The organism is Thioalkalivibrio sp. ALJ24, from assembly GCF_000377785.1.
In the GTDB taxonomy this organism is placed as follows: Bacteria; Pseudomonadota; Gammaproteobacteria; order Ectothiorhodospirales; family Ectothiorhodospiraceae; genus Thioalkalivibrio.
The window spans coordinates 45,205-71,953 of sequence record NZ_KB898732.1; the positions used below are offsets into that span (position 1 = coordinate 45,205).

General features: G+C 66.7%; 34 protein-coding genes, 3 tRNA genes and 4 pseudogenes. 23 read left to right on the plus strand and 18 right to left on the minus strand.

Annotation, left to right across the window (positions count from 1 at the left end; all coding sequences use genetic code 11):
- Positions 1 to 51 precede the first annotated feature (51 nt).
- Together D571_RS0111810 and D571_RS0111815 are read right to left on the minus strand one after the other, a co-directional pair.
- Entirely contained in the window at positions 52 to 1,593 is a 1,542-nt protein-coding gene (locus D571_RS0111810) for an FAD-binding oxidoreductase (protein ID WP_018936900.1), read from the minus strand.
- A 230-nt stretch (positions 1,594 to 1,823) separates the two neighbouring features.
- Positions 1,824 to 2,597 (minus strand): PEP-CTERM/exosortase system-associated acyltransferase, encoded by a 774-nt coding sequence (locus D571_RS0111815; protein WP_018936901.1) that lies wholly within the window; start codon positions 2,595 to 2,597, stop codon positions 1,824 to 1,826.
- 631 nt (positions 2,598 to 3,228) lie between these two features.
- Between D571_RS0111815 and D571_RS0111825 the strand changes: the two genes are divergently transcribed.
- Both D571_RS0111825 and D571_RS0111830 read left to right on the plus strand, forming a co-directional pair.
- Positions 3,229 to 3,549, plus strand: a complete 321-nt coding sequence (locus D571_RS0111825; protein ID WP_018936903.1) for a hypothetical protein — start codon at positions 3,229 to 3,231, stop codon at positions 3,547 to 3,549.
- Between the two features lie 57 nt (positions 3,550 to 3,606).
- A complete protein-coding gene (locus D571_RS0111830; RefSeq protein WP_018936904.1) occupies positions 3,607 to 4,026 on the plus strand; it encodes an SRPBCC family protein in 420 nt (139 codons plus the stop codon).
- A gap of 3 nt (positions 4,027 to 4,029) precedes the next feature.
- Here D571_RS0111830 and def read toward each other — a convergent pair whose 3' ends face one another.
- Positions 4,030 to 4,566 (minus strand): peptide deformylase, encoded by a 537-nt coding sequence (gene def / locus D571_RS0111835; protein WP_026287823.1) that lies wholly within the window; start codon positions 4,564 to 4,566, stop codon positions 4,030 to 4,032.
- Between the two features lie 72 nt (positions 4,567 to 4,638).
- On the opposite strand from def, the gene D571_RS0111840 reads away from it, so the two are divergent.
- Together D571_RS0111840 and D571_RS0111845 are read left to right on the plus strand one after the other, a co-directional pair.
- Positions 4,639 to 5,271 carry a DUF429 domain-containing protein gene (locus D571_RS0111840; protein WP_018936906.1) on the plus strand — a complete coding sequence of 211 codons (633 nt, stop codon included), beginning with the start codon at positions 4,639 to 4,641 and terminating at the stop codon, positions 5,269 to 5,271.
- A 1,114-nt stretch (positions 5,272 to 6,385) separates the two neighbouring features.
- Positions 6,386 to 7,051, plus strand: a complete 666-nt coding sequence (locus tag D571_RS0111845; RefSeq protein ID WP_018936907.1) for a PEP-CTERM sorting domain-containing protein — start codon at positions 6,386 to 6,388, stop codon at positions 7,049 to 7,051.
- A 121-nt stretch (positions 7,052 to 7,172) separates the two neighbouring features.
- Here the strand turns inward: D571_RS0111845 and D571_RS14480 are convergent.
- Positions 7,173 to 7,285, minus strand: a pseudogene (locus D571_RS14480) (IS5/IS1182 family transposase); the annotation flags it as partial.
- Between D571_RS14480 and D571_RS14330 the strand changes: the two are divergent.
- From D571_RS14330 to D571_RS14160, 3 genes and pseudogenes are all read left to right on the plus strand, one after another.
- Positions 7,283 to 7,399 (plus strand): annotated as a pseudogene (locus tag D571_RS14330) (DUF429 domain-containing protein); the annotation flags it as partial. The pseudogenes D571_RS14480 and D571_RS14330 overlap by 3 nt on opposite strands.
- A 24-nt stretch (positions 7,400 to 7,423) precedes the next feature.
- Positions 7,424 to 7,570, plus strand: a pseudogene (locus tag D571_RS14155) (type II toxin-antitoxin system Phd/YefM family antitoxin); the annotation flags it as partial.
- Positions 7,563 to 7,826, plus strand: a complete 264-nt coding sequence (locus D571_RS14160) for a Txe/YoeB family addiction module toxin (protein ID WP_083916903.1) — start codon at positions 7,563 to 7,565, stop codon at positions 7,824 to 7,826. The pseudogene D571_RS14155 and the gene D571_RS14160, both read left to right, overlap by 8 nt.
- 45 nt (positions 7,827 to 7,871) lie before the next feature.
- Here the strand turns inward: D571_RS14160 and D571_RS0111855 are convergent, their stop codons facing one another.
- The 6 genes from D571_RS0111855 to moaC form a co-directional block, all read right to left on the minus strand.
- Positions 7,872 to 8,108, minus strand: a complete 237-nt coding sequence (locus D571_RS0111855) for a YdcH family protein (RefSeq protein ID WP_018936909.1) — start codon at positions 8,106 to 8,108, stop codon at positions 7,872 to 7,874.
- 158 nt (positions 8,109 to 8,266) lie between these two features.
- A tRNA-Phe gene (locus D571_RS0111860) sits at positions 8,267 to 8,342 on the minus strand.
- A gap of 93 nt (positions 8,343 to 8,435) precedes the next feature.
- Entirely contained in the window at positions 8,436 to 8,711 is a 276-nt protein-coding gene (locus D571_RS0111865; protein WP_018936910.1) for an oxidative damage protection protein, read from the minus strand.
- Positions 8,695 to 9,750, minus strand: a complete 1,056-nt coding sequence (gene mutY / locus D571_RS0111870; protein ID WP_018936911.1) for an A/G-specific adenine glycosylase — start codon at positions 9,748 to 9,750, stop codon at positions 8,695 to 8,697. The genes D571_RS0111865 and mutY overlap by 17 nt, the downstream gene beginning before the upstream one ends.
- Positions 9,751 to 9,815: 65 nt before the next feature.
- Positions 9,816 to 12,098, minus strand: coding sequence for an AsmA family protein (locus D571_RS0111875; RefSeq protein ID WP_018936912.1), 2,283 nt, complete (start codon positions 12,096 to 12,098; stop codon positions 9,816 to 9,818).
- 2 nt (positions 12,099 to 12,100) lie between these two features.
- Positions 12,101 to 12,589, minus strand: coding sequence for a cyclic pyranopterin monophosphate synthase MoaC (gene moaC / locus D571_RS0111880; protein ID WP_018936913.1), 489 nt, complete (start codon positions 12,587 to 12,589; stop codon positions 12,101 to 12,103).
- Between the two features lie 44 nt (positions 12,590 to 12,633).
- Here moaC and D571_RS0111885 point away from each other — a divergent pair, with 44 nt between their 5' ends.
- Together D571_RS0111885 and D571_RS0111890 are read left to right on the plus strand one after the other, a co-directional pair.
- On the plus strand, positions 12,634 to 12,867 hold the full coding sequence (locus D571_RS0111885; RefSeq protein WP_018936914.1) for a MoaD/ThiS family protein: 234 nt from the start codon (positions 12,634 to 12,636) through the stop codon (positions 12,865 to 12,867).
- Positions 12,868 to 12,869: 2 nt separating this feature from the next.
- Positions 12,870 to 13,304 carry a molybdenum cofactor biosynthesis protein MoaE gene (locus D571_RS0111890; RefSeq protein ID WP_018936915.1) on the plus strand — a complete coding sequence of 145 codons (435 nt, stop codon included), beginning with the start codon at positions 12,870 to 12,872 and terminating at the stop codon, positions 13,302 to 13,304.
- Positions 13,305 to 13,338: 34 nt separating this feature from the next.
- Here the strand turns inward: D571_RS0111890 and D571_RS0111895 are convergent, their stop codons facing one another.
- The 3 genes from D571_RS0111895 to D571_RS0111905 form a co-directional block, all read right to left on the minus strand.
- Complete coding sequence (locus tag D571_RS0111895; RefSeq protein ID WP_018936916.1) at positions 13,339 to 14,253, minus strand: DnaJ C-terminal domain-containing protein; 915 nt, start codon at positions 14,251 to 14,253, stop codon at positions 13,339 to 13,341.
- Between the two features lie 205 nt (positions 14,254 to 14,458).
- Complete coding sequence (locus D571_RS0111900) at positions 14,459 to 14,890, minus strand: Hsp20/alpha crystallin family protein (RefSeq protein ID WP_018936917.1); 432 nt, start codon at positions 14,888 to 14,890, stop codon at positions 14,459 to 14,461.
- 67 nt (positions 14,891 to 14,957) lie between these two features.
- Positions 14,958 to 15,182: a DUF2835 family protein gene (locus tag D571_RS0111905; protein ID WP_018936918.1), complete on the minus strand. Its 225-nt coding sequence runs from the start codon at positions 15,180 to 15,182 to the stop codon at positions 14,958 to 14,960.
- Positions 15,183 to 15,303: 121 nt separating this feature from the next.
- Between D571_RS0111905 and rph the strand changes: the two genes are divergently transcribed.
- Genes rph through D571_RS0111930 form a run of 5 tightly spaced genes read left to right on the plus strand, consistent with a single transcriptional unit; the run spans position 15,304 to position 18,301 of the window.
- Positions 15,304 to 16,023 (plus strand): ribonuclease PH, encoded by a 720-nt coding sequence (gene rph, locus D571_RS0111910; protein ID WP_018936919.1) that lies wholly within the window; start codon positions 15,304 to 15,306, stop codon positions 16,021 to 16,023.
- Between the two features lie 4 nt (positions 16,024 to 16,027).
- The gene (rdgB, locus tag D571_RS0111915; RefSeq protein WP_018936920.1) at positions 16,028 to 16,642 is read left to right on the plus strand and encodes an RdgB/HAM1 family non-canonical purine NTP pyrophosphatase; all 615 of its coding nucleotides are present in this window, start codon (positions 16,028 to 16,030) and stop codon (positions 16,640 to 16,642) included.
- Positions 16,643 to 16,663: 21 nt separating this feature from the next.
- Positions 16,664 to 17,851 (plus strand): radical SAM family heme chaperone HemW, encoded by a 1,188-nt coding sequence (gene hemW, locus D571_RS0111920; RefSeq protein WP_018936921.1) that lies wholly within the window; start codon positions 16,664 to 16,666, stop codon positions 17,849 to 17,851.
- Positions 17,848 to 18,042, plus strand: coding sequence for a CPXCG motif-containing cysteine-rich protein (locus D571_RS0111925; protein ID WP_018936922.1), 195 nt, complete (start codon positions 17,848 to 17,850; stop codon positions 18,040 to 18,042). Before hemW ends, D571_RS0111925 begins: the two co-directional genes overlap by 4 nt.
- Positions 18,043 to 18,046: 4 nt before the next feature.
- Positions 18,047 to 18,301, plus strand: a complete 255-nt coding sequence (locus D571_RS0111930) for a hypothetical protein (RefSeq protein WP_018936923.1) — start codon at positions 18,047 to 18,049, stop codon at positions 18,299 to 18,301.
- A gap of 24 nt (positions 18,302 to 18,325) precedes the next feature.
- Here D571_RS0111930 and rho read toward each other — a convergent pair whose 3' ends face one another.
- Together rho and trxA are read right to left on the minus strand one after the other, a co-directional pair.
- Positions 18,326 to 19,585: a transcription termination factor Rho gene (gene rho / locus D571_RS0111935; protein WP_018936924.1), complete on the minus strand. Its 1,260-nt coding sequence runs from the start codon at positions 19,583 to 19,585 to the stop codon at positions 18,326 to 18,328.
- A 185-nt stretch (positions 19,586 to 19,770) separates the two neighbouring features.
- The gene (gene trxA, locus D571_RS0111940) at positions 19,771 to 20,097 is read right to left on the minus strand and encodes a thioredoxin TrxA (RefSeq protein ID WP_018936925.1); all 327 of its coding nucleotides are present in this window, start codon (positions 20,095 to 20,097) and stop codon (positions 19,771 to 19,773) included.
- 139 nt (positions 20,098 to 20,236) lie between these two features.
- Between trxA and D571_RS0111945 the strand changes: the two genes are divergently transcribed.
- The 6 genes and pseudogenes from D571_RS0111945 to D571_RS13775 form a co-directional block, all read left to right on the plus strand.
- Positions 20,237 to 21,535 carry a DEAD/DEAH box helicase gene (locus tag D571_RS0111945; protein ID WP_018936926.1) on the plus strand — a complete coding sequence of 433 codons (1,299 nt, stop codon included), beginning with the start codon at positions 20,237 to 20,239 and terminating at the stop codon, positions 21,533 to 21,535.
- Positions 21,536 to 21,554: 19 nt separating this feature from the next.
- Positions 21,555 to 21,806 (plus strand): hypothetical protein, encoded by a 252-nt coding sequence (locus D571_RS0111950; RefSeq protein WP_018936927.1) that lies wholly within the window; start codon positions 21,555 to 21,557, stop codon positions 21,804 to 21,806.
- A gap of 115 nt (positions 21,807 to 21,921) precedes the next feature.
- A complete protein-coding gene (locus tag D571_RS0111955) occupies positions 21,922 to 22,248 on the plus strand; it encodes a helix-turn-helix transcriptional regulator (RefSeq protein ID WP_018936928.1) in 327 nt (108 codons plus the stop codon).
- 1 nt (position 22,249) lies between these two features.
- Positions 22,250 to 23,341: an ACR3 family arsenite efflux transporter gene (gene arsB, locus D571_RS0111960; RefSeq protein WP_018936929.1), complete on the plus strand. Its 1,092-nt coding sequence runs from the start codon at positions 22,250 to 22,252 to the stop codon at positions 23,339 to 23,341.
- Complete coding sequence (locus tag D571_RS0111965) at positions 23,338 to 23,631, plus strand: CC/Se motif family (seleno)protein (protein ID WP_018936930.1); 294 nt, start codon at positions 23,338 to 23,340, stop codon at positions 23,629 to 23,631. Before arsB ends, D571_RS0111965 begins: the two co-directional genes overlap by 4 nt.
- Positions 23,632 to 23,649: 18 nt before the next feature.
- A pseudogene (locus D571_RS13775) lies at positions 23,650 to 23,931 on the plus strand (hypothetical protein); the annotation flags it as partial.
- A 65-nt stretch (positions 23,932 to 23,996) separates the two neighbouring features.
- On the opposite strand, the gene D571_RS0111975 reads toward D571_RS13775, so the two are convergent.
- The 3 genes from D571_RS0111975 to D571_RS0111985 form a co-directional block, all read right to left on the minus strand.
- A tRNA-Thr gene (locus D571_RS0111975) sits at positions 23,997 to 24,072 on the minus strand.
- A gap of 68 nt (positions 24,073 to 24,140) precedes the next feature.
- Positions 24,141 to 24,590, minus strand: coding sequence for a Fur family transcriptional regulator (locus D571_RS0111980; protein WP_018936932.1), 450 nt, complete (start codon positions 24,588 to 24,590; stop codon positions 24,141 to 24,143).
- A gap of 133 nt (positions 24,591 to 24,723) precedes the next feature.
- A tRNA-Gly gene (locus D571_RS0111985) sits at positions 24,724 to 24,797 on the minus strand.
- 97 nt (positions 24,798 to 24,894) lie between these two features.
- Between D571_RS0111985 and thiS the strand changes: the two genes are divergently transcribed.
- The 3 genes from thiS (at position 24,895) to trmB (ending at position 26,736) form a co-directional block, all read left to right on the plus strand.
- Positions 24,895 to 25,104: a sulfur carrier protein ThiS gene (gene thiS, locus D571_RS0111990; protein WP_026287824.1), complete on the plus strand. Its 210-nt coding sequence runs from the start codon at positions 24,895 to 24,897 to the stop codon at positions 25,102 to 25,104.
- Between the two features lie 61 nt (positions 25,105 to 25,165).
- Positions 25,166 to 25,978 carry a thiazole synthase gene (locus D571_RS0111995; RefSeq protein WP_018936934.1) on the plus strand — a complete coding sequence of 271 codons (813 nt, stop codon included), beginning with the start codon at positions 25,166 to 25,168 and terminating at the stop codon, positions 25,976 to 25,978.
- Positions 25,975 to 26,736, plus strand: a complete 762-nt coding sequence (gene trmB / locus D571_RS0112000) for a tRNA (guanosine(46)-N7)-methyltransferase TrmB (protein ID WP_018936935.1) — start codon at positions 25,975 to 25,977, stop codon at positions 26,734 to 26,736. The genes D571_RS0111995 and trmB overlap by 4 nt, the downstream gene beginning before the upstream one ends.
- The last annotated feature ends 13 nt before the right edge of the window (positions 26,737 to 26,749 follow it).

A 26,749-nucleotide genomic window follows, 5' to 3' on the forward strand; every position in this document is an offset into this window, starting at 1 on the left:
TGGCGATCCAGGCCATTCCGAGATTTAGGTTGCCCACGGGTGGTCTCTGGCCTACAGCGGGCTGTAACGGCCGGGCGCAATGATATTGTCCGGGTCCACCACGCCTTTTATGCTCCGGACGTTATTCCAGTACGGGTCGTCTGCGGATATCAGTTGATTCATCATATCCGCGCGTGCCCGATACGGCGACAAGCCAGCTTGGATCATGTGCTCGAGAAGTGCGTCTGCGCACGCATGCGCCCGCTCAACCTCCTCCGCATTGGTGCGGTCAAACAGTAGATTGATGACAGCCACCATGGATGTCGGTGTTTCAATATTCAGGGTCATGTAAATGACGTGGTCGTATTCGCGGGCGACCGCTTCCATGCCGGCTACCGTTTTGGCTGCCAGCGCACCATCGAGCGGCAGTGCAGGATTCACGAACAGCAGGCCGCAGCGGGATGCATCAAGTTCCTGCGCCCGTCGGTTGGGGTGGCCGAATTTCCACAGCAGATTCTGGATTGGCACGTCGGTCGGCTCGCCCAAAGCCAGACGGTGGAGTGGCCTCATGGCGTGGATTGCAGCCGCGCTCGCGCGAGCCTTTGGGAGGAACCGTAACGGCTTTAGCACTGCCTGCCCGAGGCTTAACATTCCCTCCGTCAGGACGACGAGCCGTGCCAGGCGATTTGTTCTGCGCCGAATCTCCCGCACGGCGGCCCGCACCTGACCCCGGTTGCCGGTCACCGCGGCGAGACTGGACCATTCATAGGGGGCAAGCATGTCCAGGGCGTGTTCCGCTTCCGTCCGCGCCTTCTCGGGTGTCAGGGCACAAGATTCGATCAGATAGTCGGTGATGCCGTGCATCAGTGTCGATTGATTGCGCGCCTTGTTCCCGATATGCGTCACGGAGGTCAGCAGACCGTCGCGCTTCAGACGCGCGAGAACATTGATCAGCTCCCCCAGATCCTCGGTACGGCGAAGAGACAGTGATACCGCGACCTCCCTGGGGCGCCTCGGACGCAACTGAAGACAGGCGCTGGTGACAATGCCCGCATTGCCCTGAAAAAATAATCCGTCGAGTATGGGGCCCAGGCCGTGAGGATGGGCGTGGGCGAGAGGAGATTGTTCCCCGAGCCTGCGGAACCCGGTTTTCAGGACCTCCCCCGTGCCGAGTACCGCTTCCAGGCCGAATACATCCTCGTAGCGCGGGCCAAAATAGCCGACACCACGGTCCAGGGCGCAGCCCAGGAGGCTTGTATCCTTGCCTGACCCTGTGACGTTGAAACTGAGTTCAGGGCAATGCTCCTGCAGAAATCGGAACAGCTGAGCCTGTGTCACGCCCGGCTCGATGACCGCGACGGGATTATCCACTGAAATCTCGTCCGCGTTGAGTATACGGTTCATGCCACTGAGGTCGACGACCCGGTTGTCGTCGGTGACCGGGGCTCGTGAGCCGTATCCCCAGTTCAAACCCGTGGATATGGGGTACAACGGGACGCCATCCCGGCGCGCCTGCAGCACGATGTCGCGGACTTCCTGCACGGAGGTCGGCTTGACCACGCCACGGGTCTGCCGCTGGACGCCGGTTACGTTCGCGGTAATGTCATTGTTCATGATGGTCAAGGTCCTCCGCCTGGCCCGGGATGTCGGTGTCGAAGCCCCTGTGCAGTTGCTGCAGCGCAGCCGGATGAAGCCGGGTCATATGGCGGATTTGTTCGATTGGATCAGGAAGTCATTCAGGGAAACAGTGACTAATGAACACGCCGGTGTTCGGGTCGCCTTAGTGCAGGAACAAGGCGCGGTGACTGATTCATGCCCCGTGTTGTCCGGAACGGTGGCGCCAGTCACGGGCCTGGCGAGGCCGCCGGCGCTGAGGATTCGGTTCCGCCGTCCAGCGAGGATGCCAGGCGTGTGCATAACGGACCGAGGGACTCCGACCGCATCAGACTCGCGTGGGCCTCACCTGAATCGATGTAGAACGCGGCCCGTTCGCCATGATAGTCCACTTTGGACCCGATCTGAGTGAATTCGAGCCCGGTGCGGCGGAGGATCCGCGCGAGTGCGGGCTCCATCATGGCGAAGGCGTGGCGCTTGTTCTCACGGACGCAGACAACGGTCGCCGCAACGAACAGGCTTACCGCCAGAATCGGAAACACGCGAGTCTGTTCGGGCGTCAAATCCAGTGCTGCGGGGTCGCCGATCGGGCTGACCTGTTCACCCGCACGGCGCCGGAACAGGCCATGCACAGCCAGTCGCGAGACCTCACAGATGCTGCCCCGGTCGAGCCGGTCCGGCCGTTGGGGCACGTCGAAAAAGCTATCCCGGCAATTCCGCTCCATTGGAAGGTCCGGGATGGGATCATCGGCATCGACATGGACCACGCGCACGCTACCTGCCGCGAATGCGCTAGGGATATGTCGGAGCAGACAATGCCAGGACTGGTCATCGTAGGCGTCGGCCTCCCGCTGGCCCGGACAATCCTCTTCACGTTCGAACTGGAATTCGCGGCAGTAGACCTCGTAGCGCAGTCGATATGCCGCCTCCCGTTCCTCCGGCGTCCTCGGCTCGGTCAGAGAAAAATACCGATTGAAGCTGTCCGTGATCGGTTCATCGTTCAAGGTCGTTGTTCCTGTCGGCCGTAGTGCAACACCGGATGCTCACAAGCGAAACGCTGAGGAGCGCAGCTTTAACTTCTGCTGGGTCCATACAAGCAGGAGTGTAGTGCGATTCGGGAAGAATTGCCGGCGTAAGCGGGCCCGTCAAGCGGACCATCCATTCCTGGAGTCCTCGGGCGTCCAACGGAGCCCGGCGCAGACCACCGGCGGCAGATCACCGGGTGCGTCATGCGCCCGCTTTCCGTGGGAGTCGAGCACCCACCAGTGGGTGATCTCCTGGATCTCGTCACGCTCACTGGCGTTGAAGCGCCCGATGAGCGCGCTCCGGTTCGGCACACGGTTTCCCGCCTGTCGGTCGGATCATGGCTCCGGATCGATGAGAGTCTTTCTCACCATGCTCTCGAGCGAGGGGTCACTTCAGTGCAGCCTGATATGCCCGCCCCGTGGCGAGCCCGGTGCAGGCTCCGCATCCCCTCGGTACCTTGTGTTTCCGTGTGAGGGCTGCGGGGCCTGTCCGGGGACGGTGGTCCGTCTTTGACGGTTGCCAGGGGCGGGTCTAGCGTCAAAGGCAAGGGGCAGGGAAAGGCTCCGCAAAACCCGTTGCAACCTCGCGGAATCGCGAAGGAGGCACACCATGCGCAGCGCAGACAACATGCCGGTCCTGGACTGGGAGAACGGCAAGAACGCCATGCGGGCGAAGTTCCAGGTGATGCACGAGGAACCGGTGGTGCTGAAGATGCCCGCCGACATGGACTGGTCGGTGAACGGGGGCGAGTTCGGCTGCACGCCGGACGACGGCGGCATGCCGCGTGACTGCGAGGGCGGCAGCCTGCTGCATCGTCTGGCGGAGCTCAATGACATGCCGGCGCTGGAGGACATCGCGAAGGCCTGCGACTACTCCGGTTCCCGCGTGGACATCGACGCCGCCGGCTCCCGCATCATCGTGCACGACTGACGGGGCTCGTGCCGCCGGTCCGGCCGGCTCCCGGCCTGCATCCGGCAGGGGGGCGCGATGTCGGTGATCCGCCACGAGATCGAGATCGATGCTGCTCCGGAGGCGGTGTTCGATCTGATGGCCCGGGTGGAGGCGTTCGCTGAGTACAGCGAGGCCATCGAGTCCATCACCTGCGTCGGGCCCGGGCGCTACCGCTGGCGTGTGCGCGTGGCCGGGGTGCCGCTGTCTTTTGACGTGGAGGTGCTGGTGGCCGTCCCGCCGCGCCTGCTCGGCTGGCGCGCGCTGGCCGGGTTGTCCTGCGAGGGCTGCTACCGGCTGTCGGCGAGCGGGCGCGGCACGCATCTGCAGCTGGCCGTGCGCTGCGGCGGCGAGAATCCCCTGACCGACGGCCTGCTCGGCCTGGCCGCCCACCCGTTGCTGGACGAGCTGGGGGCCGAGGTGGTGCGTAATGCCCGGCCGGCCCTGCATCGGTCGTGAGCCCTATGCTTCTGCGTGGAATTCGCGGTATTCCTCGAGGAAGGCGAGACGGGTGGTGTCGGTCACCCGGTCGATGAACAGGGTGCCGTCGAGGTGGTCGATCTCGTGCTGGAACACGGTGGCCAGGAAGCCTTCGGGTTCCAGACGACGGGCGGTACCGTCGGGCTCGCGGTAGTCAACGGCGATGTGGCGCGGCCGGGCGACTTCGCCGCGCAGGCCGGGTACGGACAGGCAGCCTTCCCAGTAGCATTGCGGCGTCGAATCCAGCACGGTGACCACCGGGTTTACCAGCACCAGTCGGCCGGTGGGTACGGCATCGGGGTAGCGCGTGTTGCCCGGCCGGATCTCGATCACGGCCACGCGCCGCGAGTCACCGATCTGGGCGGCGGCGAGGCCGAGCCCTTCGCTGGCGTGCATGGTGTCGACCAGGTCGTCCACCAGCGCCCGCAGCCCGGGGCTGCCGAAGTCGCCATCGGCCACCGGGTCGCAGACGCGACGCAGGTCGGGGTGGCCCATACGCAGGATACGACGAACGCTCATGGCATTGATGGTGCCACAGCGAAAAAGAACGCTCGCGGCCTGGCGCGTTCGAAGCCGGCCAAAGGAGACCGCATGGGGCAGTGGATCGTGGGGGTGGATCTGTCCGGGCCCGGGAGTGCCGGGCAGACGTCCGTCGCCGTTTTCGCCGAGCGCGGCGGGGCGCTCCGGCTGCAGGAGCTGCTTGCGGGGGCGGATGATCAGGCGATCCTGGACCGTGTGCCGGCTGCGGCGGTGGTGGGGCTGGATGCACCCCTGTCGTATTCGCCCGCCGGGGGGAGCCGCACCTCCGACCGGTCGCTGCGCCAACTGGCGGTGGAATGGGGCCTGCCGGCCGGCACCGTGATGGCGCCTTCCGCGCCGCGGATGAGCTACCTGACGCTCCGCGGTGTTGCGGTCAGCCGCATGCTCGCCACCGAGCGCCCGGATGCACGCGTGGCGGAGGTGCACCCCACGGTCGCCATGGCGCTGGGCGGGGCTTCGGTCGAGACCCTGAAGGCGATGAAGCACGCGGCGGACGCGCGACGGCAACTACTGGCCTGGCTGGATCGACAGGGTCTGGACGGGGTGCGCGATCTCGCCGAGGCCAGCGACCATTCAGTGGCGGCCTGCGCCGCGGCATGGGCCGCCTGGCAGTGGAGCCGGGGCCGCTCCGCCTGGATCCACCCGGCCGAGCCACCGCAACACCCGTACGATTTCGCCTGCTGAACGGCGCGAAGGCGCAGCGGCACCCACCAAGCGGAGGATGTCTCCGAGAGTCGTGTGCGCGATGCGGAACGGGACGGAAATTGTGGCCGGGGGCGTTGTGTGGAGCCGTCAAGGCCTTGATTTTTCATTAAGAATTTTCGTTTTGGTTCGATCAATGTCTGCAGAAAAACCTGAGATGAACCTGTCACGCGCGCCTATCGCGCCCGCGGAGCTGCGTTTTTGACACTTCAACCCGGGGCAGCAGTCGTGCCGTGCTGCTGCACCCGCTGTTTGACCGCCTTATGCATACCGCCGTCGCCGAACGGACAGCCCTTCTCGCTACGCGTTGCGGCTCGCTTGCGATGACTACATAGGCTGCCATCGCACCCACACGGGACTTGCGTAGCAACAAGTGACCGGACGCCGGTAAGGGGGTGCAGGTAGCGCACGCCGCAGCTTACGGCGGGCGGATTTTCAATCCTTTGTGGGGGTCGCCGGGACACGTTCCCCACGGGTCAGTGCGGCAGTGCGCAAAACGGCTAACGCACATGACGGGCGCGTCAACGGCGGAGGAACCGACGCCATACGGCGTGGCCAAGTGGTTCGCGCTGTTCGCTTTCTGACAGGAAGCCGGGCATCCGGGCCCAAAGAAGGAAGGAGTGCCCCTGGATGTCTGCTGTTGGGTCTGGAGGCTCCAGCTCCGGGAGTGAACGGGACGGCGAAGACCAGGGCGGCATCAGGTCCAGATCGTGAATCCACAGCGGAGCGTCCGTTAGCCCGCCCGCCTGGCAGTAGACGAAAAGCCCGGACGGGGCCTCCGGCAAGCCCGGAAATACGCCACGCACCGGCCTTCGACGGCGGATGACCTACCAGTAAAACGGGAGCTTGTGTATCGCGCTCGGCCAGTGGGGGCATCTCGAAGGTCACCTCAAGACGGCGCTCCGCCGTGCTTCAGGTTACGAACAACACGCGCTGTCGATCGAATTTACAGTGCAATCTGCTCCGACGGAAGGACCAGTGCGACACCCGACAAAACATGGCGTAAGTTGCTGGCTGGGAGAGCCATTAAAGAATTTGGCCTGAAGTTTGCTTGAAACGTTACGCTGTGCAAAGCACGTTAATTCGAGGAGGTTGTATGATCGAAAAATACCGATTTGCCCCCATGGTTGCCCGGCTCGCCACCGCGTCGGCTCTCGCCATGTTCTGGATGCACACAGCAGCCGCCGCTCCGATAACCTCTCTGGAAGATGATCCTACATGGTCCGTGGACGGAACCGGAGAGATCGTGGATGACGCACCGGGTGACCGCGGGGCGGCGTTCATCGAGGGCGGATCTACCCTTGTAGGCGATGAGTTTGATATTTCGTCACCGGAGTTGTTCGACGGAGACCCCGTGACGGCGAGCTTCACTGTTTTCGGTCAGGCCGGAGGAGATCTTGATCTGGAGCTAGAGGCTCCGAACGATAGAGTAAGCGGAGATGAAACCTTGTCGACCGATGAGGACGGCTGGACCGATATCACGGCCACTTTTAACATCCCTTGGTTTCTCATTGGATCGGAATCTATCGCTCCAGATTTCGCCAATATCGACTTTCAGGCGGACGACGACATGTACATTGACTCGTTCGCTCTGACGGCTGAGTCATCAGATTTTGAAGGCCGGGAGTTCACTCTTGGCGAAGCGGATTTCGGTGAGGTTGCCGAGGTTCCGGTACCTGCCACATGGATCTTGATGGCTGCCGGGGTCGCTGGCTTGGGTCTGATTCGCCGTAAAAGGTTGCGCGGACAAGCGGCGGAGTAAAGGCAAGGGGCATGGACGCCCCTCCCGGTTGGGAAAGTGCTGTTCAATAGCCCTGTATCCGGCTCCATGTATCCTCCCAAAGCGTCTTGGGGAAGGAAATTGGGGCAATCCGCCTATGTAGGGCATCACCATGCAGGGTGTCTTCCTCGCCGTGAAGCCACTCCGGCACCTGGGAGACACTCGAGACCTTTGCAGCCGTCCCCTTCACGGTGTGACCAGGCCGGTCACGATGTCCACTCGGTGGCGGCCTGTGCCGCGGCATGGGCCGCCTGGCAGTGGAGCCGGGGCCGCTCCGCCTGGATCCACCCGGCCGAGCCACCGCAACACCCGTACGATTTCGCCTGTTGAGTTTGTGACTCAGCGCATTGTGGACGGATGTCGCTGGATTACTACAACAGCCTGATGGAGACCGTGCATCTTCTGCGTTCCCCGGCGAATGCCGAGCATCTCAACAAGTCCATTGCGCAATACAAGGCAGGAAAGGCCACCGAGCGTGAGCTGGTAGGCGGGGATGAGTAGTCGGCTTCTTTGCTGGACCGACGAAGCATGGAACGACTACATCTGCTGGCAAGCCCAGGATCGGAAGCCCCTCGGGCGGATCAACAAGTTGATCGCGGATGTGAAGCGGTCACCACTGGAAGGTATTGGCACGCCGGAACCTCTCAAGGAGAACCTGGCTGGTTTCTGGTCGCACCGTATTGATGACACCCATCGCCTGGTCTGTGCCGTGGACGGTTCGTCCATCACCATCATCTCCCGCCGATACCACCATTGAGCGCGATTGACGGGGCCGCTGGCCCTCGGCGAAAGGGGCCGGACCTCAGGCCGTGAGCATCCGGTACAGCTCATCCTTCAGTGCGAGGCGTTCTTTCTTCTTTTCCTCGAACGTGATGTCGGAGACGGGCACGCCTTCCTTTTCCAGGCGTTCGATTTCCTTGGTGAGGCTGCCGTAGCGTTCGAACTGCTTGCGGAAGTGGTCGTCCTGCGTTTTCAGCTCGTGAATCCGTTCTTTCAGTTCGGGAAATTCATGGGCCAGATCGTGATGTTCGATATCCATGGTCGCGCTCCGTTTGGGGGATTGAAAGGCGTCTGACAGCTGCAACGTAACAGCCGTACGGGGACGTGTTCGAGGGGCATGCCCGGGAGGCGCCTGCAAGGGAGGTTCAGCAGCCTGCGCGGGATGCGGATGCGAGAGGACGACTGCGGAAGGGGAAATGGTGGCCGGGGACGGAATCGAACCGCCGACACGGGGATTTTCAATCCCCTGCTCTACCGACTGAGCTACCCGGCCAGTACTGGCTTGCTGCGAGGTTCGCCGTGAGGCGAAGGGCGATATTAAAGCGGGCCGGGGCGCTCACGTCAAGGGTGGGCCCCGGCGCCGGCTTCAGGACTGGTTGGGGTCGACGAAGCCTTCGGGCTTTTCCGAGCCTTCGCCGAACAGGAACTTCTCCATTTCCTCTTCGAGGAACTTGCGGGCCTTGGGGTCCACCGGGGTCAGGCGATACTCGTTGATGAGCATGGTCTGGTGGCTCAGCCAGGCATTCCAGGCCTCCTTGGAGACGTTGAGGTAGATCTTCTTGCCCATCTCGCCCGGGTAGGGCGGGAAATCCAGGCCTTCGGCCTCTTTGCCGAGTTTTACGCAGTTAACGGTTCGTGCCATGGCCGGAATCCTTTTCGCTTTGCAGTAAGCCTTGTATGGGGGCCGGGATGCCTGCCGGCCGCGACTGGCCCGGTTTATACCAGATCACCCCCGGGGCATCCATGATCCCGCACTCGCCCGACGGGAGGCGGTAGCGCTGCACGCGCAGGTCGAGCTGGTAGTGGCTGAAGCCGTGGCTCAGCGCATCGCCATCCAGCGCCTCGGCGCGCGGCCAGTGGCTGCGCACCCAGGCCTCCAGCCGTTCCGGGTCTTCGGCCTCGGGCAGGGTGTACAGTCCGCCCCAGATCCCGCTGGGCGGGCGCTGTTCGAGGTAGATGCCCTCGGGCGCGTGCAGCAGGGCGGCCCAGCGCGTACGTGTCGGGCGCTCGCGTTTCGGCCGCGGGTGCGGCAGTTCGGCGGTGCGGTCCTGCAGGCGGGCGCCGCAGTCTTCGGCCACCGGGCAGGCGGCGCAGTCGGGGCGGCTGCGGGTGCACACCAGTGCGCCCAGATCCATGATCGCCTGGGTATAGTCGGCGCAGCGGCTGGCGGGGGTGCGGGCCTCGGCCTCGCGCCACAGGGTCTTCTGGCTGGCGGTGCTGCCGGGCCAGCCGTCCACCGCAGCGTGGCGGGCGAGCACGCGTTTGGCGTTGCCGTCGAGGATGGCCTCGGGGGCATCGTGTGCCTGGGCGAGGATGGCGGCGGCGGTGGAGCGCCCGATGCCGGGCAGGGCTTCCAGCGCTGCGCGTTCGCGCGGGAAATGGCCGTCGTGGTCTTCCACCACCACGCGGGCACAGCGGTGCAGGTTGCGGGCGCGGGCGTAGTAGCCGAGGCCCGCCCACAGGGCGAGGACGTCGTCCACGGGGGCGGCGGCCAGGCTCTGCACGTCCGGGAAGCGCGCGGTGAAGCGCTCGAAATACGGGATGACGGTCTCGACCCGGGTCTGCTGCAGCATGATCTCGGACACCCACACGCGGTAAGGGGTGCGCGGGTGCTGCCAGGGGAGGTCGTGGCGGCCGTGGTGGTCGAACCAGTCCAGCAGGCGTTCGGCGAAGGGTTGCATGCAGACAGGGCGGGAAGGCGTGCGCCCCGGGGCATGGGGCCCCGGGGGTGCGGTGGGTCGAGGCGTCAGTTGAAGAGGTCGCGCAGCCGTTCCTCGGCTTCTTCCTCGAGGGTGCGCTCTGCTTCTTCCTCGTCTTCGTCCGTGTCGGGTTCTTCCCCGTTATCGTCCTCTTCCTCCTCCTCGCGGGAGACGCCGAGGCGTTCCAGCAGGCGCCGGCTGGCCTCGTCGCGCAGCTCGTCCTCGTCCACACCCAGTTCCTCAGCGGCGCGTGCGCGGACGATGGATTCGAGATCGAGGCGGAAGCTCGGATCGGAGAAAGTCCCGCGGATGCGAATCGGCAGGCGGACCCCTTCAAGGTCTTCCAGCTTGCGCCCTCCCTGGCCTTCCAGGGTGTCTACCAGCGTGGCGTTCACGCGGTAGTCGAGGGACTCGTCGTTGAGGTCCGCGCTGCCCTCGCCGGTCACGCGCAGCAGGGGCGAGCTGCCCTCGAGGTCGTCATTGGAGACGACGCCGTCGTTGATGCGGAAGCTGCCGGCGATCTCGCTGAAGTCGGTCTCGCGCGGTTCGTCCGATTCGTACTCTTCGCCACGCAGGCGGGCCTCGGCGCGACGGATGATGTCGGCGATGTTGATGCCGCGCACCGCGCCGTCCTCGAAGCGCATGTTGCCGTCGCCATTGAGGTTGGCCTTGAGGTCGGACAGGGCCTCGCCGCGGGTGTTGATGTCCAGGCTCAGGTTGCCGATGCCCAGCAGCCGTGCGTCGTCGTCCTGCAGGTCTTCGAGCAGGGCGCCGATGTCGAGGCGCGTCAGGTCGGCCTGCAGGCCGTAACGTGGTTGGTCTCCGGAGGCGTCGAGCTGGATGCGGCTGGTGATGCGGCCGTCATCGTCGCCGGCGTCGTCGGGCGCGTAGGCATCGCCGCTCAGCGGGTCGATGACCCAGTCGCCTTCACGGGCCCGGACCTCGAGCTCGATGTTGCGCAGCTCCAGACCGAGGAGCTGGAGGCGCTCGTCCAGCATCAGTTGCCCGTCCACGTCCAGCGCGCGCAGGGCCTCCATCGGCAGCTCGATGCGCAGTTCTTCGGCCTCGGCTTCGTCCTCGTCGTTGCGGTCACCCTCGGTCCGCGCTTCTTCCACCTCTGGCGGGAGGTAGCGGTCGAGGTTGATCTGGTTGCCGCGCAGCTCGAAGCCGAAGTGTGGCCGGTCCCCGGTGTTGTTCAGGGTGGCGCTGCCGCTGAGGGTGGTGTCGTCCAGCGTGAACAGGAAGCGGGAGAGTTCCAGTTCGGCCGGCGTGCCCCCGCCTTCGAGCTCGAAGGCGACCCGCTGCATGGCCTCGGGATCGGTGGTGGCCGGTGCCTCCAGACCCAGCTCCTCGAACACGTGGCGCGGGTTGAAGGTGCTGGAGCGCAGTTCGCCGCGCAGTTCCGGGGTGTCGCCGGTCAGGTTGCCGACCTGCGCGCGCCCGGTGACGGTCACGTCGAGCATGCCCAGGATCAGGCGGTCCATGCGCAGGCGGGCGTCGTCTTCGTCGACCTCCACCGCCACGTCACTGTCGAAGCTCATGTCCATGGCCCGCGGCAGCGGCCCGCCCTCGGCGTTCAGCAGCATCGACATGCGGCGCACCGCATAGCGGTTGTTCAGCAGGTCGAGGTTCAGCAGGCCGTCGAGCTGGAGCCGCGTCGACAGGGCCTCTTCCAGCGGGCCGCCGTCCGCCTCCAGCTCGGCGGTGATCTCCAGCGGGGTCTCCATCCCGGGCTGGAACCGGCCGACGTTCAGGTTGAATGGGTCGAGTACCGCCCGCAGCCCGCTCTGGGCGTCGTCCCACACCACCCGGGCCCCGCGCAGGGTGATGCCGGCGATGTCGATGCGCTCCATGGCCAGACGCGATTCGGTGGGGGTGCGTTCCTCTTCGCCGTTGCCGGCCACCGCCTCGTCGCGCGCCTCGTCCGCACGCGCGGCCAGGTCGTCCCAGTTGTTGCGGCCGTCCTCGTCACGCGCGAGGTTCAGGTGCACGCCCTCGCCCACAACCTGACGGACATCCAGCTCGCGCCGCAGCAGCGGCACCACCGCCACCGCCACGTCGACCACGTCCAGGGTGGCAAAGGGTTCGTCGCCGAAGCCCTCGGCGTTGCCGAAGCGCACGTCCTCGAGACGCAGGCCGAGATTGGGGAACAGCGTCAGACTGACGTCCCCGGCCAGCTCGAGTTCGCGGCCGGTCTGCTCGTGCACCTCGGCCTCGATGCGCTCCTTGTAGTCGTTGGCGTCGAACGTCACCAGCAGATACGCGGCGACCACGATCACCACGAGGATCAGGATGCCGATCAGGCCAAACAGGCGCTTGATCCATTTCATGTTCAGGAATCTCCTTGCCGGTCGGGGGCCGTCCACGACCCGCTGCGACCGCCGTGTTTCTCCAGAAGCCGGACCCCTTCCAGCGCCATGCCCCGGTCCACGGCCTTGCACATGTCGTAGATGGTGAGCAGGGCGGTGGAGACGGCGGTCAGGGCCTCCATCTCCACGCCGGTAACGGCGTGCACCTCGCAGGTGGCGCGGGCCACCACGGCGTCATCCTCCAGTTCGAACTCCACCGCCGCGCGGCTGAGTCCGATGGGGTGGCACAACGGGATCAGGTCTCCGGTACGCTTGGCCCCCATGATACCGGCAATGCGGGCAATGCCGAGAACATCCCCTTTGGAATGATTGCCTTCGCGGACCTTCTGCAGGGTCTCCGGCTGCATGCGGATGCGGCCCTCGGCAACGGCCACGCGGTGGCTGACGGCCTTCTCGCCGACATCCACCATGTGGGCATGGCCCCGGGCGTCAAAATGGGTGAATTCGTTCATCCCGAGTATAATGCTTGTTTGGAAGCCATACGTGTAGGGTCTGCATGGCGGTAAAAGTGCTGTATTTCGCGCGTCTGCGCGAGGAACTGGGGCGTGAGGGCGACCAGCCGGAACTTCCCGGCGATGAGGTCACCGTGGCCGGGCTGTGGGAATACCTGCACGGCGAACCGCCGCCTCCGCGCCTGATGAGCGCGGTGAATCAGCACCGCGCCGGTCTGGATGCCCCGGTGCGCGACGGCGACGAGGTCGCCTTCTTCCCGCCGGTCACCGGGGGCTGAACATGACGGTCGCGATCCACCACGAGGACTTCGATCCGTGGGCGCTGCTGCGCGAGGCGGAGCAGGCGATCCCGGCCGAGGCGCGTGGCGCGGCCAGCGTGTTCGTCGGGCGCATGCGCGACTTCAACGAGGACGACGCGGTGACCGGCCTGTTCCTGGAGCACTATCCGGGCATGACCGAGCAGGAACTGGAGCGCATCGTGGAGGCTGCCCGCGCGCGCTGGCCGCTGCTGGGCGTGCATGTCGCGCATCGGGTGGGTGAAGTGAGCCCGGGCGATGCGCTGGTGCTGGTGGCGACCTGGTCGGCGCACCGCGGCGCCGCCCGCGATGCCTGCAGCGAGATCCTGGAACGGCTCAAGCACGAGGCCCCGTTCTGGAAGCGCGAGCGTCTGGCCGACGGCAGCAGCCGGTGGGTGGAACGTAACACCCCGGCCTGACCGGCACTGACCGGCCGTCCGGGCCAGTGCCCGCTCAGCCTTCGAGCAGCTCGCGCGGGTTGAAGCTCGACGACCTGGCCATCTTCTCGTACCACTCGCCGGCCTCGTCCTCCGGCGGGACATGGATCATCAGCCGCAGGTACAGGTCGCCCGGGGTCTTGCCGGGCAGACCCCTGCCCTTGAGCCGCACCTGCTTGCCCGACTGCGAACCCTTCGGCACCTTCAGGTTGACCGGTCCGTGTGGGGTCGGGGCCTCGATGGTGGCGCCCAGTGCGGCCTCCCACGGGGTGATCGGAATGTCGCGGTAGAGATCCCGTCCGTCTACCCGGTAGTGCGGGTCGGGCTTGATGCGGATCTCCAGCAGCAGGTCGCCCGGGGCACCGTTGCCGACGCCGGGGTCGCCCTGGCCGCGTACCCGTACGCGCGAGCCGTCCTTGGCGCCGGCGGGGATGCGCACCCGCTGCGGGCGTCCGCGCGGGTCGGTCACCGACAGCTCCGCGCCGTGCAGGGCCTGGTCGAGGGTGACCTCCACCACGCCCTCGCGGTCCGCCCCGCGCACGTCGAAGCCGCGCCGGCGCCCGCCGGCCGCCCCGCCGCCACCGAAGATCGATTCGAAGAAATCGGAGAAGCCGCCGAAATCGGCGCTGCCGCTGCGCGCACGCCCGCCGGCCCCGGCACCGGCTCCGGTCCAGCCGTCCCAGCCCGGCGGCGGCCGGAAGTCCTGCCCCTGGCGCCAGTTGGCGCCCAGCTGGTCGTAGGCCTTGCGCTTCTCCGGGTCCCCGAGGGCCTCGTAGGCCTCGTTGACCTCCTTGATGCGCGTCTCGGCCTGCGGATCCTTGCTGACGTCGGGGTGGTACTTGCGCGCCAGCTTGCGGTAGGCCTTCTTGATCTCGTCCTGGCTGGCGTTACGGTCCACGCCCAGGATCTTGTAGTAATCCTTGTATTCCATCTCCTGCCTCGAGTCGGAACCCCTTCGGCGGCCGGCAAGGCCGGCGGGTATGCATTCGCGTTCGGGTACCACCCGAATCCCGGGCCATCATACCCGGGATTCGGGTGCCACCGGCACCAACCAAAAGGCGCTGCCCGCTCGCGCCGGCAGCGCCCGCTGGAAGGCCCGCGCCCCGGCCGCGGCCGGGGACGCAGCCGAATGCGGATCAGCTGTCGATCTCGATCCGGCGCGGCTGCACCTTGGCCTGCTTGGGAATGCGCACTTCGAGCACGCCGTTCTGGCTGCGCGCGGAAATGTTCTCCGCATCGGCAGTATCCGGCAGCGAGAACCGACGGAAGAAGGTGCCACGCATGCGCTCCACGCGCTTGTAGCCTTCCTTCTCTTCCTCGTTCTCGTACTTGCGCTCGCCGCGCAGGGTCAGCACGCCGTTTTCCATGTGCAGTTCGATATCCTTCGGGTCCACGCCGGGTACGTCGGCATGCAGCACGTAGGCATCGGCCTCCTCGCGGATATCCACTGCGGGGCTCCAGTCGGCCGCGCTCACCGAGTCATCCCCGCCGGGTACCTCGGGCAGGCGGCCGAGTTCGCGCGAGAGCTGGTTGAGCAGGCTCCAGGGTTCGTAACGCATCATGTTCATGGCAATCCCCTCCTTCTTCGGGTGTCTTGTTGACTCATAAACCGAGATGGGGGGCGGCCCGGAGAATTCAAGGGCCCAGCCGGCGGAAATCCTGCAGGCGGAATTCGCCGTCGGTGATCAGCTCGAACAGGCCGTGGATGCCCTCGTGGGTCATGTACGGGCGCAGCAGCCGCGCCGGGAACTGGACGCTGACGCCGCCCTCGGAGATCGCGAATACGGTGGTGGAGCGCCCGGCGTAGTACTCCTCCATCATGTCCGGGGAGATGTCCAGGCGGATGCGAAAGCGCTGCATGCGGGCGGGTCCGGTGGTTCGGGGCGGTGGGCGCCGCACGGGGTCGGAGCGGGCGGGGCTGGCGCCGCGCCCCCCGGTCTCCCGTATACTGCGCGCCCGACAAATTTAGCAAGGAATCGCCATGCGCCCCAGCGGCCGACAGCCCGACGAGATGCGCCCGGTCCGTTTTACCCGGCACTTCACCCGCCATGCCGAAGGCTCGGTGCTGGTGGAATTCGGCGACACCCGGGTGCTGTGCAACGCCACCATCGAGCCCCGCGTGCCGCCCTGGCTCAAGGGCAAGGGCAAGGGCTGGGTCACCGCCGAGTACAGCATGCTGCCGCGCTCCACCCATGACCGCATGGCGCGCGAGGCGGCACGCGGCAAGCTGGGCGGACGCACCATGGAGATCCAGCGCCTGATCGGACGCGCCCTGCGCGCGGTGGTGGACCAGGAGGCGCTGGGCGAGCGCCAGATCATCGTCGACTGTGACGTGATCCAGGCCGACGGCGGGACCCGCACCGCGTCCATCTCGGGTGCCTGCGTGGCCCTGCGTGACGCGGTAGCCCACGGGCGCGAGATCGGCCTGCTGAAGAAGGATCCGCTGCATGGCCAGCTGGCCGCGGTGTCGGTTGGGATCTTCCACGGCACGCCGGTGCTGGATCTCGACTACGACGAAGACTCCGCCGCCGAGACCGACCTGAACCTGGTGATGAACGAGGCCGGCGGGGTGATCGAGATCCAGGGCACCGCCGAGGGCCACGCGTTCCGCCGCGACGAGCTGGACCGCATGCTGGATCTGGGCGAGAAGGGCATCCGTACCATCATCGACGCGCAGCGCGCGGTCCTGGGCGAGGGCTGAGGGCGTGACGGCGCAGCGCGTGGTCCTGGCGACCGGCAACCCGGGCAAGCGGCGCGAGCTGGCGGCGCTGCTGGAGCCGCTGGGCATGGACGTGGTCACGCAGACCGAACTGGGCGTGCCCGAGGCCGACGAGACCGGCCTGACCTTCGTCGAGAACGCGCTGCTGAAGGCGCGCAACGCGGCCCGGCATACCGGGCTGGCGGCGGTGGCCGACGACTCGGGGCTGGAGGTGGATGCCCTGGGTGGTGCACCGGGGATCTACTCCTCGCGCTATGCCGGGGAGAGCGGCGACGGCGCCGATGCCGCCAACAACGCGAAGCTGCTGGATGCGCTGGCGGACGTGCCGCCGGAGCGTCGCGGCGCCGGCTTCCGCGCGGTGGTGGTGTTCCTGCGCCACGCCGACGACCCCGCCCCGCTGATCGCCGAGGGTGTGTGGCGCGGGCGCATCGCCACGGCACCGTCCGGCGGAGGCGGGTTCGGCTACGATCCGCTGTTCGAGCTGCCGGAACACGGCTGCACCTCGGCCGAGCTGGCGCCGGAGGAGAAGAACCGGCTCAGTCATCGGGCCCGCGCGCTGCAGAAACTGGGCGAGGCCCTGCGGGAACGTGCCGGGAGCTGAGCCGGGGGCTATGCTCCCGGCATGACCCCGAGTTTCGATACCCCGATTCCGCTGGCGCTGTACGTGCACCTGCCGTGGTGCGTGCGCAAGTGCCCGTACTGTGATTTCAACTCCCACGAACCCCGCGGCGGCGAGCCCCCGTTCGATGCCTATGTGGCCGCCCTGCTGCGCGATCTGGAGGCGCAGCTGCCCGAGGTCTGGGGGCGGCGCATCGAGAGCGTGTTCATCGGCGGCGGGACGCCCAGCCTGTTCCCGCCCGAGGCGATGGCGGAGCTGATGTCCGGGCTGCGTGCCCTGCTGCCGCTGCGCCCGGATGTGGAGATTACGCTGGAGGCCAACCCCGGTACCGCCGACCGCGATTTCTTCCGTGGCTACCGCGAGGCGGGGATCAACCGGCTGTCGCTGGGGGTGCAGAGCTTCGACGGCGCGATGCTGCAGCGTCTCGGTCGCATCCACGGGCCCGAAGAGGCGGCCGCGGCGGTGGAACATGCCCGGGCGGCGGGTTTCGAACGGATCAACCTGGATCTGATGTTCGGTCTGCCGGGGCAGTCGGTGGCGCAGGGTATGGCGGATCTGGAAGCGGCGATCGCGCAGCGGCCCGAGCACATCTCCTGGTACCAGCTCACGCTGGAGCCCAACACCCTTTTCGCCGCCCGGCCACCGGAACTCCCGGAGGACGATGCGATTGCGGAATTGTTTGCCGCCGGCAGATCGCGTCTCGTGGAGGCCGACTATACTCGCTACGAGGTGTCCGCTTACGCGAGGGTGGGTGAGACATGCCGGCACAATCTCAATTACTGGACCTTTGGCGACTATCTCGGCATTGGTGCCGGTGCCCACGGCAAGCTTACGCAGATGCACGACGGGGCGATCATCCGCCGCGCGCGGCCGCGCCAGCCGCAGGCCTACATGGCCGATCCGGCCGGAGGGCAGGACACGCCGGTAGCGCCGCGCGAACGGCCGTTCGAGTTCATGCTGAACGCCCTGCGGCTGGTGGAGGGGGTGCCCGAGGCGCTGTTTCGCGAGCGTACCGGGCTGCCCCTGACGGCTCTGGAGCCCGGGCTGGGGCGTGCGCGCCAGCGCGGCCTGATGGATCCCGCCGGAAGCGGTGTGCTGCGTGCCACGGAGGAGGGGCTGCAGTTTCTGAATGATGTGCTGGAAAGCTTTCTGCCGGAGGCGGCCGATACCGCCTGGGAGGTGTCCCGATGACCCGACTGATCGAATTCGTGGCGTTTGTGTGTCCCTGGTGCGGGGAACCGGGCGAGATCACGGTGGATATGGTCAGCGAGGAGCAGTCCTGGGTGGAGGATTGCGGCGTGTGCTGTTCGCCCATCGTGTTCCGCCGCCTGTCCGGAGGCGATGACGAACCACCGGTCGTGGAGGCGCAGCGGGAGAGTTGATGTGATGGCGCCGGACTACGTGCCCATTTCCTGCGAGCGGTACTCCGAGCTGGAGCTGTGCATCATGCACGGGCGGTCGCTGCGGATCCGCTGGCAGTGGCACGGGATGGACCGGGTGGTGCGGGTGCGGCCGCTGGATCTGCGCACCCGGCACGGCGCGGAGTACCTGATCCTGAGCGACGCCGACGGACGGCGTCAGTGGCGGCGGCTCGACCGGTTGCGCGATTTCGAGCCGCTGGACTCCGGGGCGTCCGACTGAAGGCCCCCGCACCCGGACGCGACGTCAGGAGCGCTTCATCTGATCGAAGAACTCGGAGTTGGTCTTGGACGACTGCATGCGGCCGAGCAGGAATTCCATCGCCTCGATGTCGTCCATGCCGTGGAGGAACTTGCGCAGGATCCACAGCTTCTGCAGTTCTTCCGGGTCGGTCAGCAGTTCCTCGCGGCGGGTGCCGGAGCGGTTGACGTTGATCGCCGGGTAGATCCGCTTCTCGGCGATGCGCCGCTCCAGGTGCACCTCCATGTTGCCGGTACCCTTGAATTCCTCGTAGATCACCTCGTCCATCTTGGAGCCGGTCTCGACCAGCGCCGTGGCGAGGATGGTCAGGCTGCCGCCCTCCTCGACGTTGCGCGCGGCGCCGAAGAAGCGCTTCGGGCGGTGCAGGGCGTTGGCGTCCACGCCGCCGGTGAGCACTTTGCCGGAACTGGGCGCCACGGTGTTGTAGGCACGTGCCAGGCGGGTGATGGAGTCCAGCAGGATCACGACGTCGCGCTTGTGCTCGACCAGACGCTTGGCCTTCTCGATGACCATCTCGGCCACCTGAACATGGCGCTGCGCGGGTTCGTCGAAGGTGGAGGAGACCACCTCGCCCTGAACCATGCGGTCCATCTCGGTGACTTCCTCGGGGCGCTCGTCCACCAGCAGGACGATCAGGTAGCACTCGGGGTAGTTGGTCGCGATGCTCTGGGCGATGTTCTGCAGCATCAGCGTCTTGCCTGCCTTGGGCGGCGAGACCACCAGGCCGCGCTGGCCCTTGCCGAACGGCGCGACGATGTCGATGACGCGCGCGGTGATGTCCTCGGTGGAGCCGTTACCGCGCTCCATGCGCATGCGGTGATTGGCATGCAGCGGCGTGAGGTTCTCGAACAGGACCTTGTGCTTGGCGTTTTCCGGCGGCTCGAAGTTGATCTCCGAGACCTTCAGCAGCGCAAAGTAGCGTTCGTTGTCCTTGGGCGGGCGGATCTTGCCGGCGACCGTGTCCCCGGTGCGAAGGCCGAAGCGGCGGATCTGGCTGGGCGAGACGTACACGTCGTCGGGGCCGGCCTGGTACGAGGCATCCGGGCTGCGCAAAAAGCCGAAGCCGTCGGACAGGATCTCGAGTACGCCGTCACCGTAAATGGCCTCGCCGCTTTTTGCATGGGACTTGAGCAGGGCGAAGATGATGTCCTGCTTGCGCGCGCGGGACATGTTCTCGATGCCCTGCTTTTCGGCGAGGCCAACGATGTCGGCGGCGGTCATCCGCTTCAGTTCGGTCAGATTCATGCGTGGGGCGCTGTGCTCAACGTGGATGATCGGCGGCCGGGGGTGGCCGCTGGATTGCAAAGATGGACGGGGCAGGGGACGACTCCGGGAGAGGCCCGGGATCGACGAAACGCTGGAATGTTAAGCGGGGCGGGCGGCGGTTGCAAGCCCGCCCCGCGCGGGACCGGATTTGGCCGTGCGGCCGATCAGGTGTGCTGATCGAGGAAGGCGGTCAGCTGCGACTTGGACAGCGCCCCCACCTTGGTGGCTTCCACGTCGCCGTTCTTGAACAGCATCAGCGTCGGGATTCCGCGGATGCCGAACTTCGGCGGCGTCGACGGGTTGTCGTCGATGTTCAGTTTGGCAACCTTGACCTTGCCGGCGTATTCTTCGGCGATTTCGTCCAGAATCGGCGCGATCATCTTGCAGGGACCGCACCACTCCGCCCAGTAGTCCACCAGGACCGGCTGGTCGGACTTCAGGACATCCTCGTCGAAACTGGCGTCCGATGTATAAATGATCTTGTCGCTCACTCCGCGTCCTCATGACGTTGGTATGGCACGGTCAACCGGAGCAGCGGAACACCGTCTGTCCCGGGACCACGTAAGCCGTACTATCGACGAAGATGACGGGAAAGTTCAAGTAAAACAGTGAAGCCCGCCCGGGAGCCCCATGACTGACGCTGCGCAAGAGTCCGCCGAGCCCGCATTTGACCGTTTCGATCTGCCCGAGGCGGTGCGCGCGGGCCTGCGACGGGCCGGGTTCGACACCTGCACCCCCATCCAGGCGAAGGCGCTGCCGGTGGCTCTCGCGGGCCGGGATGTGGCGGGGCAGGCGCAGACCGGCACCGGCAAGACCGCCGCCTTCCTGATCGCGACCTTTGATCGCCTGCTGCGCCAGGCCCCTGCTGAGCAGCGCCGCCCCACCGACGTGCGCGCCCTGATCCTGGCCCCGACCCGCGAGCTGGCGATCCAGATCCACCGCGACGCCGAGCTGCTGGGCGGCGACACCGGCCTGAAGCTGGCGCTGGCCTACGGCGGTACCGACTACGATCGTCAGCGGGAGGCGCTCGCCGCCGGCGCCGATATCCTGATCGGCACGCCGGGCCGCATCATCGACTACTTCCGGCAGAAGGTCTTCGGCCTCAAGCACACGGAGGTGGTGGTGCTGGACGAGGCCGACCGCATGTTCGATCTGGGCTTCATCAAGGACGTGCGCTTCCTGATGCGCCGCTGTGCCCCGCCGAAGGAGCGGCTGTCCATGCTGTTCTCGGCGACGCTGTCGTTCCGGGTGATGGAGCTGGCCTACGAGCACATGAACAACCCGGAGAAGGTCCAGGTCGAGGCCGAGACCCTGACCGCCGACCGCGTGCGCCAGGTGGTCTACTACCCGGCCAACGAGGAAAAAATCCCGTTGCTGTTGGGGCTGGCCCGCGACCTTGGGCCGGAACGCGCGATCGTGTTCTCCAACACCAAACACGGCGCGGAGAAGGTAGCCGACTGGCTGAATGCCAACGGCCATGCGGCGGCACTGCTGTCGGGCGACGTGCCGCAGAAGAAGCGCCAGAAGCTCCTGCAGGGCTTTGCCGCCGGCGAATACACCTTCCTGGTCGCCACCGACGTGGCCGCCCGCGGGCTGCACATCCCCGAGGTCACGCATGTCTTCAACTTCGACCTGCCGCAGTCCGGGGAGGACTACGTGCACCGCATCGGGCGTACCGCGCGCGCCGGTGCCGAGGGCGATGCGATCAGTTTCGGCTGCGAGGACTCGGCCTTCTACCTGCCGGACATCGAGAGCTATCTCGGCGAACGCATCCCCACCGCCGATATCGATCGCGCTGCCCTGCCGCAGGACCTGACCCGGCCGCAGCCGCGCGAGCGCAAGCCGCGGGGCGGGCCCGGCGGCGGCCGTGGCGGGCCCCGGCGCGGCGGGTCCTCGGGGCGTTCCCGCGGCAACGGCCGCGGCCACTGAGTCCGGCGCGCCACCCGCGATGGAGACCCTTGACCTGCAGGTCGGCGATTCCTTCCGCCTGGGTGCGGATATCGAGGTCGTCGTGGTGCAGGCCGGCTGCGACGGGCAGATCCGCCTGGTCGCCAACGCGCCGGGTCACCGCGTGCAGTGGGTCGACAACGAACTGCTGATCGACCGCCACATCCGCGTGCGCTTCGACGAAAGCCGGCCCGGCCGGGTTGTGGTCGAGTCCGCCACGCCCGTGACCGTGATCCGCGGCGACACGCGCTGAGCGCCCCTTACCCCGCCTGTCGTTTCCTCTCCGGCGCGGCGGTTCCATCAGGGATTCCGGTCCGATGTCCGCGCGCTAGTTGACAACGATTCAATAGTCGTTGAACCATTGAAACATGGACAAGCTCACCGCCACCTCCATGTTCGAGTCGCTGGCCTCCGGTGTCCGTCTGGACATCGTGCGCCTGCTGGTTGGCCACGGACGCGAGGGGCTGGTCGCCGGGGAGATCGCCGAGAAACTGGAGCTGCCACGTAGCAACCTTTCGTTCCACCTCAAGACCCTGACCCGGGCCGGCCTCGTCACCGTGACCCAGGAGGGGCGTTACCAGCGTTACCGGGCGGACCTGGCCGCGATGCAGGATCTCGTGGCCTACCTGACCGCGCACTGCTGTGCGGCCGAGGAGGGCGAGTGCGAGCTTTCCGGGGTGGAGACCTCCTGCTGACATGAACGATCGCAACCAGTCCGCCGAGGAGATCTCGGCGAAAGAAGGCATGGGCCTGTTCGAGCGCTTCCTGAGTGTGTGGGTGGCGCTGTGCATCGTGGCGGGCGTTGCGCTGGGGCAGTTCTTCCCCGCGGTGCCGGAGACGCTGTCGCAATGGGAGTACGCGCAGGTCTCCATCCCGGTGGCCATCCTGATCTGGGCGATGATCTACCCGATGATGGTGCAGATCGATTTCTCCGCCATCCTCGGCGTGCGCCGCGAGCCGAAGGGCCTGACCGTCACCACCTCGGTGAACTGGCTGATCAAGCCGTTCACCATGTTCGCGATCGCCTGGTTCTTCTTCATGGTGGTCTACGCCGCGTGGATCCCGGAGGATCTGGGCCGCGAGTACCTGGCCGGGGCGATCCTGCTGGGGGCTGCGCCGTGTACCGCGATGGTGTTCGTCTGGAGCTATCTCACGCGCGGCGATGCGGCCTACACCCTGGTGCAGGTGGCGGTGAACGACATCATCCTGCTGTTCGCCTTCGCGCCCATCGTGGTCCTGCTGCTGGGGATCTCCGATATCCATGTGCCGTGGGACACGGTCGCGCTGTCGGTGCTGCTGTACATCGTGATCCCGTTCGCGGCCGGCTACCTGTCGCGCATCTGGCTGATCCGCAGAAAGGGCATCGAGTGGTTCGACAACGTCTTCATGAAACGCATCGGCCCGGTCACGCCCATCGGGTTGCTGGTGACGCTGGTCCTGCTGTTCGCGTTCCAGGGCGAGCGCATCCTGGCCAATCCGGGGCATATCCTCCTGATCGCCATCCCGCTGATCATCCAGACCTTTCTGGTGTTCTACATTGCGTATTACTGGGCGAAGGCGTGGCGTGTGCGCCACGCGGTGGCGGCCCCCGGTGCGATGATCGGCGCCAGTAACTTCTTCGAGCTGGCCGTGGCGGCCGCGATCGCGATGTTCGGCCTGCAGTCCGGTGCGGCGCTGGTGACGGTCGTTGGCGTGCTGGTGGAGGTGCCGCTGATGCTGGCGCTGGTGCGCATCGCGAATCGCACGCGCCACTGGTTCCCGACCAACAACGAGGCGCCGGGTACGTGACCACCGTGTCCCTCAGTGACGCGGCACGCGACTGGCTCGGCGGCCGGGGCGGCGAGATGACGCTGAGACTGTCCGCCCGCCACGGCTGCTGCGGTGGCCAGGCGGGCGTGCCGGTGGCCGAGCCGGGCGCGCCGCGCTCAAAGGACGGGTACGCAAGGACGCAGATCCAGGGCATCCACGTGTACGTGGCCGACGACATGGGTCCGGGTCCGTACCGGGTCGACCTCGAGGGCTTCTTCCGCTGGCGGCGTCTGGTGGTGGAAGGCGCGATTGGCCATGCGCATGAGTAGACGATGCTGGAGTGAGCCATGAGTGAAGTGCAGCGCAGCCTGAAGATTCCGGAGCTGGAGCAGGCCTTCATGAACGACGATCACCACGAAGCCGCCCGGTTGCTGGAAGCCGTGGGCCGGGCCCGCGAGGAGGGCGACGACAACGCCGTGCGGGAGGCGTTTGCGGCCTTCGTCGAGTTCAATCGGGAGCATTTCGCGCGCGAGGACGAGCTGATGGAGCGGGTCGGTTTTCCGCAGAAGGACTACAACCGGCAGGCACATGCGGCCCATCTGGCGCATTGGGAAGCCCTGCCGGCGGGAACCCGCTGAACGAAACTGGAACGAAAAAGGGCCGGCACACGCAGTGCCGGCCCTTTTCAATGGTCTGGTGCCGGCGAGAGGAGTCGAACCTCCGACCTATCGATTACGAATCGATTGCTCTACCAACTGAGCTACACCGGCTGAACGCGGCATCATAGCGGAGCCGGGCGAGTCCAACAATCCCCCGGCGGGGCGGCCGGGGTGGCGGGTCAGTGCGCGTCGCCGTCCCGTTCCGAGCCGACGCGGATGATCACGTCGACGCTCAGCACGCTGGTGCCCTCCGGCAGCGCGGGCAGGTCCTGTACGTCCACATGAGTGGGGGCGACGTCCTCGAGTTCGCCGGTTTCCACATGGAACAGGTGGTGGTGCGGCTCGAGGTTGGAGTCGTAGAACAGCCGGGACGGGTCGACCACGACCTCGCGTACCAGGCCCTTCTCGGCGAACAGCTTGAGGGTGTTGTAGACCGTGGCCTTGGAGACCCGGGATTCCTGCCGCGTCAGGCGGGCGAGGATGTGCTCCGCGCTCAGGTGCTGGTTGCGCGCGAACATCAGGCGCGCGATCTCCACCCGCTGCTCGGTCGGGGAGATCCGGTATTCATGGAGCAGCGCCCGCGCGTCGGCGGGGTCCAGCAGCTCGGTCTGGTGGGTTCCGGTCTTCATGATTAAGACGTTACAACAGCGAATTGGACCCAGTCCAGTTCCGGTTCGTGATGCGGGGCTGCGCGGATACCGTAGAATGCGCGACCGCCGGGCTGTTCGGCGGGAGGAACATTCGGCATCCGTGCGGAAAAGATGGAGCGGGTGATGGGAATCGAACCCACGTTCTCAGCTTGGGAAGCTGATGTTCTACCATTGAACTACACCCGCCTGGCCCGAAATTGTATGCGTGCCGGCGCGCCGGCTCAATGCCCGGATCACAACGGGCCCGATTCACAACGACCCCGAATCACCAATGGTGTGCCCCATGCAGATCAAGTTGAATGGAGAAGCCTGTGAAATCCCGGTGCAGCAGGAGCCGCCGACAGTGGCCGACCTGATCGAGCTGCGCGGACTGACCGGCCGCCGCCTGGCCGTCGAGGTCAACGAGACCCTGGTGCCCCGCAGCGAGCATGCCGAGCGGCGTCTGCAGGAGGGGGATCGGGTCGAGGTCGTTCAGGCAATCGGCGGGGGCTGATATTCTTGTGGGCTTGCCGCGGTCGTTGCCGCATCCCGCAATCCATAACCGAGGAGCATGCATGAGCCAGGTGGCCGCCGGATCCGCCGACGATCCGTTTCACGTCGGCGAGCGCCGTTTCCAGTCCCGTCTGCTGGTGGGCACGGGCAAGTACCGTGACCTGGAGCAGACCCGCGAGGCGATCGAGGCCAGCGGGGCCGAGATCGTGACCGTGGCGATCCGCCGCACCAACATCGGCCAGAACCCCGACGAGCCGAACCTGCTGGACGTGGTCCCGCCGGATCGCTACACCCTGCTGCCGAACACCGCCGGCTGCTACTCCGCCGAGGATGCGGTGCGCACCTGCCGGCTGGCGCGCGAGCTGCTCGACGGGCACAACCTGGTCAAGCTGGAGGTGCTGGGCGACGAGAAGACCCTGTACCCCGACGTGTTCGAGACGGTGAAGGCCGCCGAGACCCTGGTGAACGAGGGCTTCGAGGTGATGGTGTACACCACCGACGATCCGCTGCTGGCGAAGCGTCTGGAGGACATCGGTTGCCAGGCCATCATGCCGCTGGCCGCACCCATCGGCTCGGGTCTGGGGATCCAGAACCGCTACAACATCCGCGAGATCGTGGAGAACGCGTCGGTGCCGGTGCTGGTGGATGCCGGGGTGGGCACCGCGTCGGATGCGGCCATCGCGATGGAGCTGGGCTGCGACGGCGTATTGATGAACACCGCCATCGCCGCGGCCGACGATCCGGTGCGCATGGCCCATGCGATGCGTCACGCGATTGTGGCGGGCCGCGAGGCATGGCGCGCCGGGCGCATGCCGGCGCGGCGCTATGCCTCGGCCTCCTCGCCCGAGACCGGGCTGTTCTTCGCCGGCTCATGACGGTCCCGCACGAATCGCATGACAGTCGGCCCGCTGGCGGGGACGGGGGGCGCCCGGCCCACCATCGGCGCGTGCGCTCCTTCGTGCGCCGCGAGGGCCGGCTGACCACCGGTCAGCAGCGGGCGCTGGATGAATTGTGGCCGCGCTTCGGCCTGGATCCGGCGCCGGACGCCGGAGTGCTGGATCTGGCGGCGGTCTTCGGTCGCGAGGCGCCGGTGACCCTGGAGATCGGTTTCGGCGACGGCGACAGCCTCGCCGAACAGGCGGCCGCGGCGCCGGAGCGCGATTTCATCGGCACCGAGGTGCATCGCCCCGGGGTCGGGCACCTGCTGGGCGAGATCGAGCGTCGGGGGCTGACCAACCTGCGGGTCTCGGATCGCGATGCGGTGGAGCTGCTGGAGGCGCATTTCGCGCCGGGCAGCCTCGACACCGTGCAGATCTTCTTCCCCGATCCCTGGCACAAGAAGCGCCATCACAAGCGCCGCCTGGTTCAGCCGGGGTTCGTGCGCGCGCTGGCGGGCTGGATCCGGCCGGGCGGCTGGCTGCATCTGGCCACCGACTGGGCGGAGTACGCCGAGCACATGCAGGAGGTGATGGCCGGGGCGACCGAGTGGTTCGCGCCGGAGGGGCCCGTGCCACGCCCGGAGCGCCCGGCCTGGCGCCCCGAGACCAAGTTCGAGCGGCGCGGCCTGCAGCGCGGGCATGTGGTGGCGGATCTGGTGTATCGCCGTACCGGGGCCGCCGCGCCCGCCGGCTGAAGCCGCGTCGCAG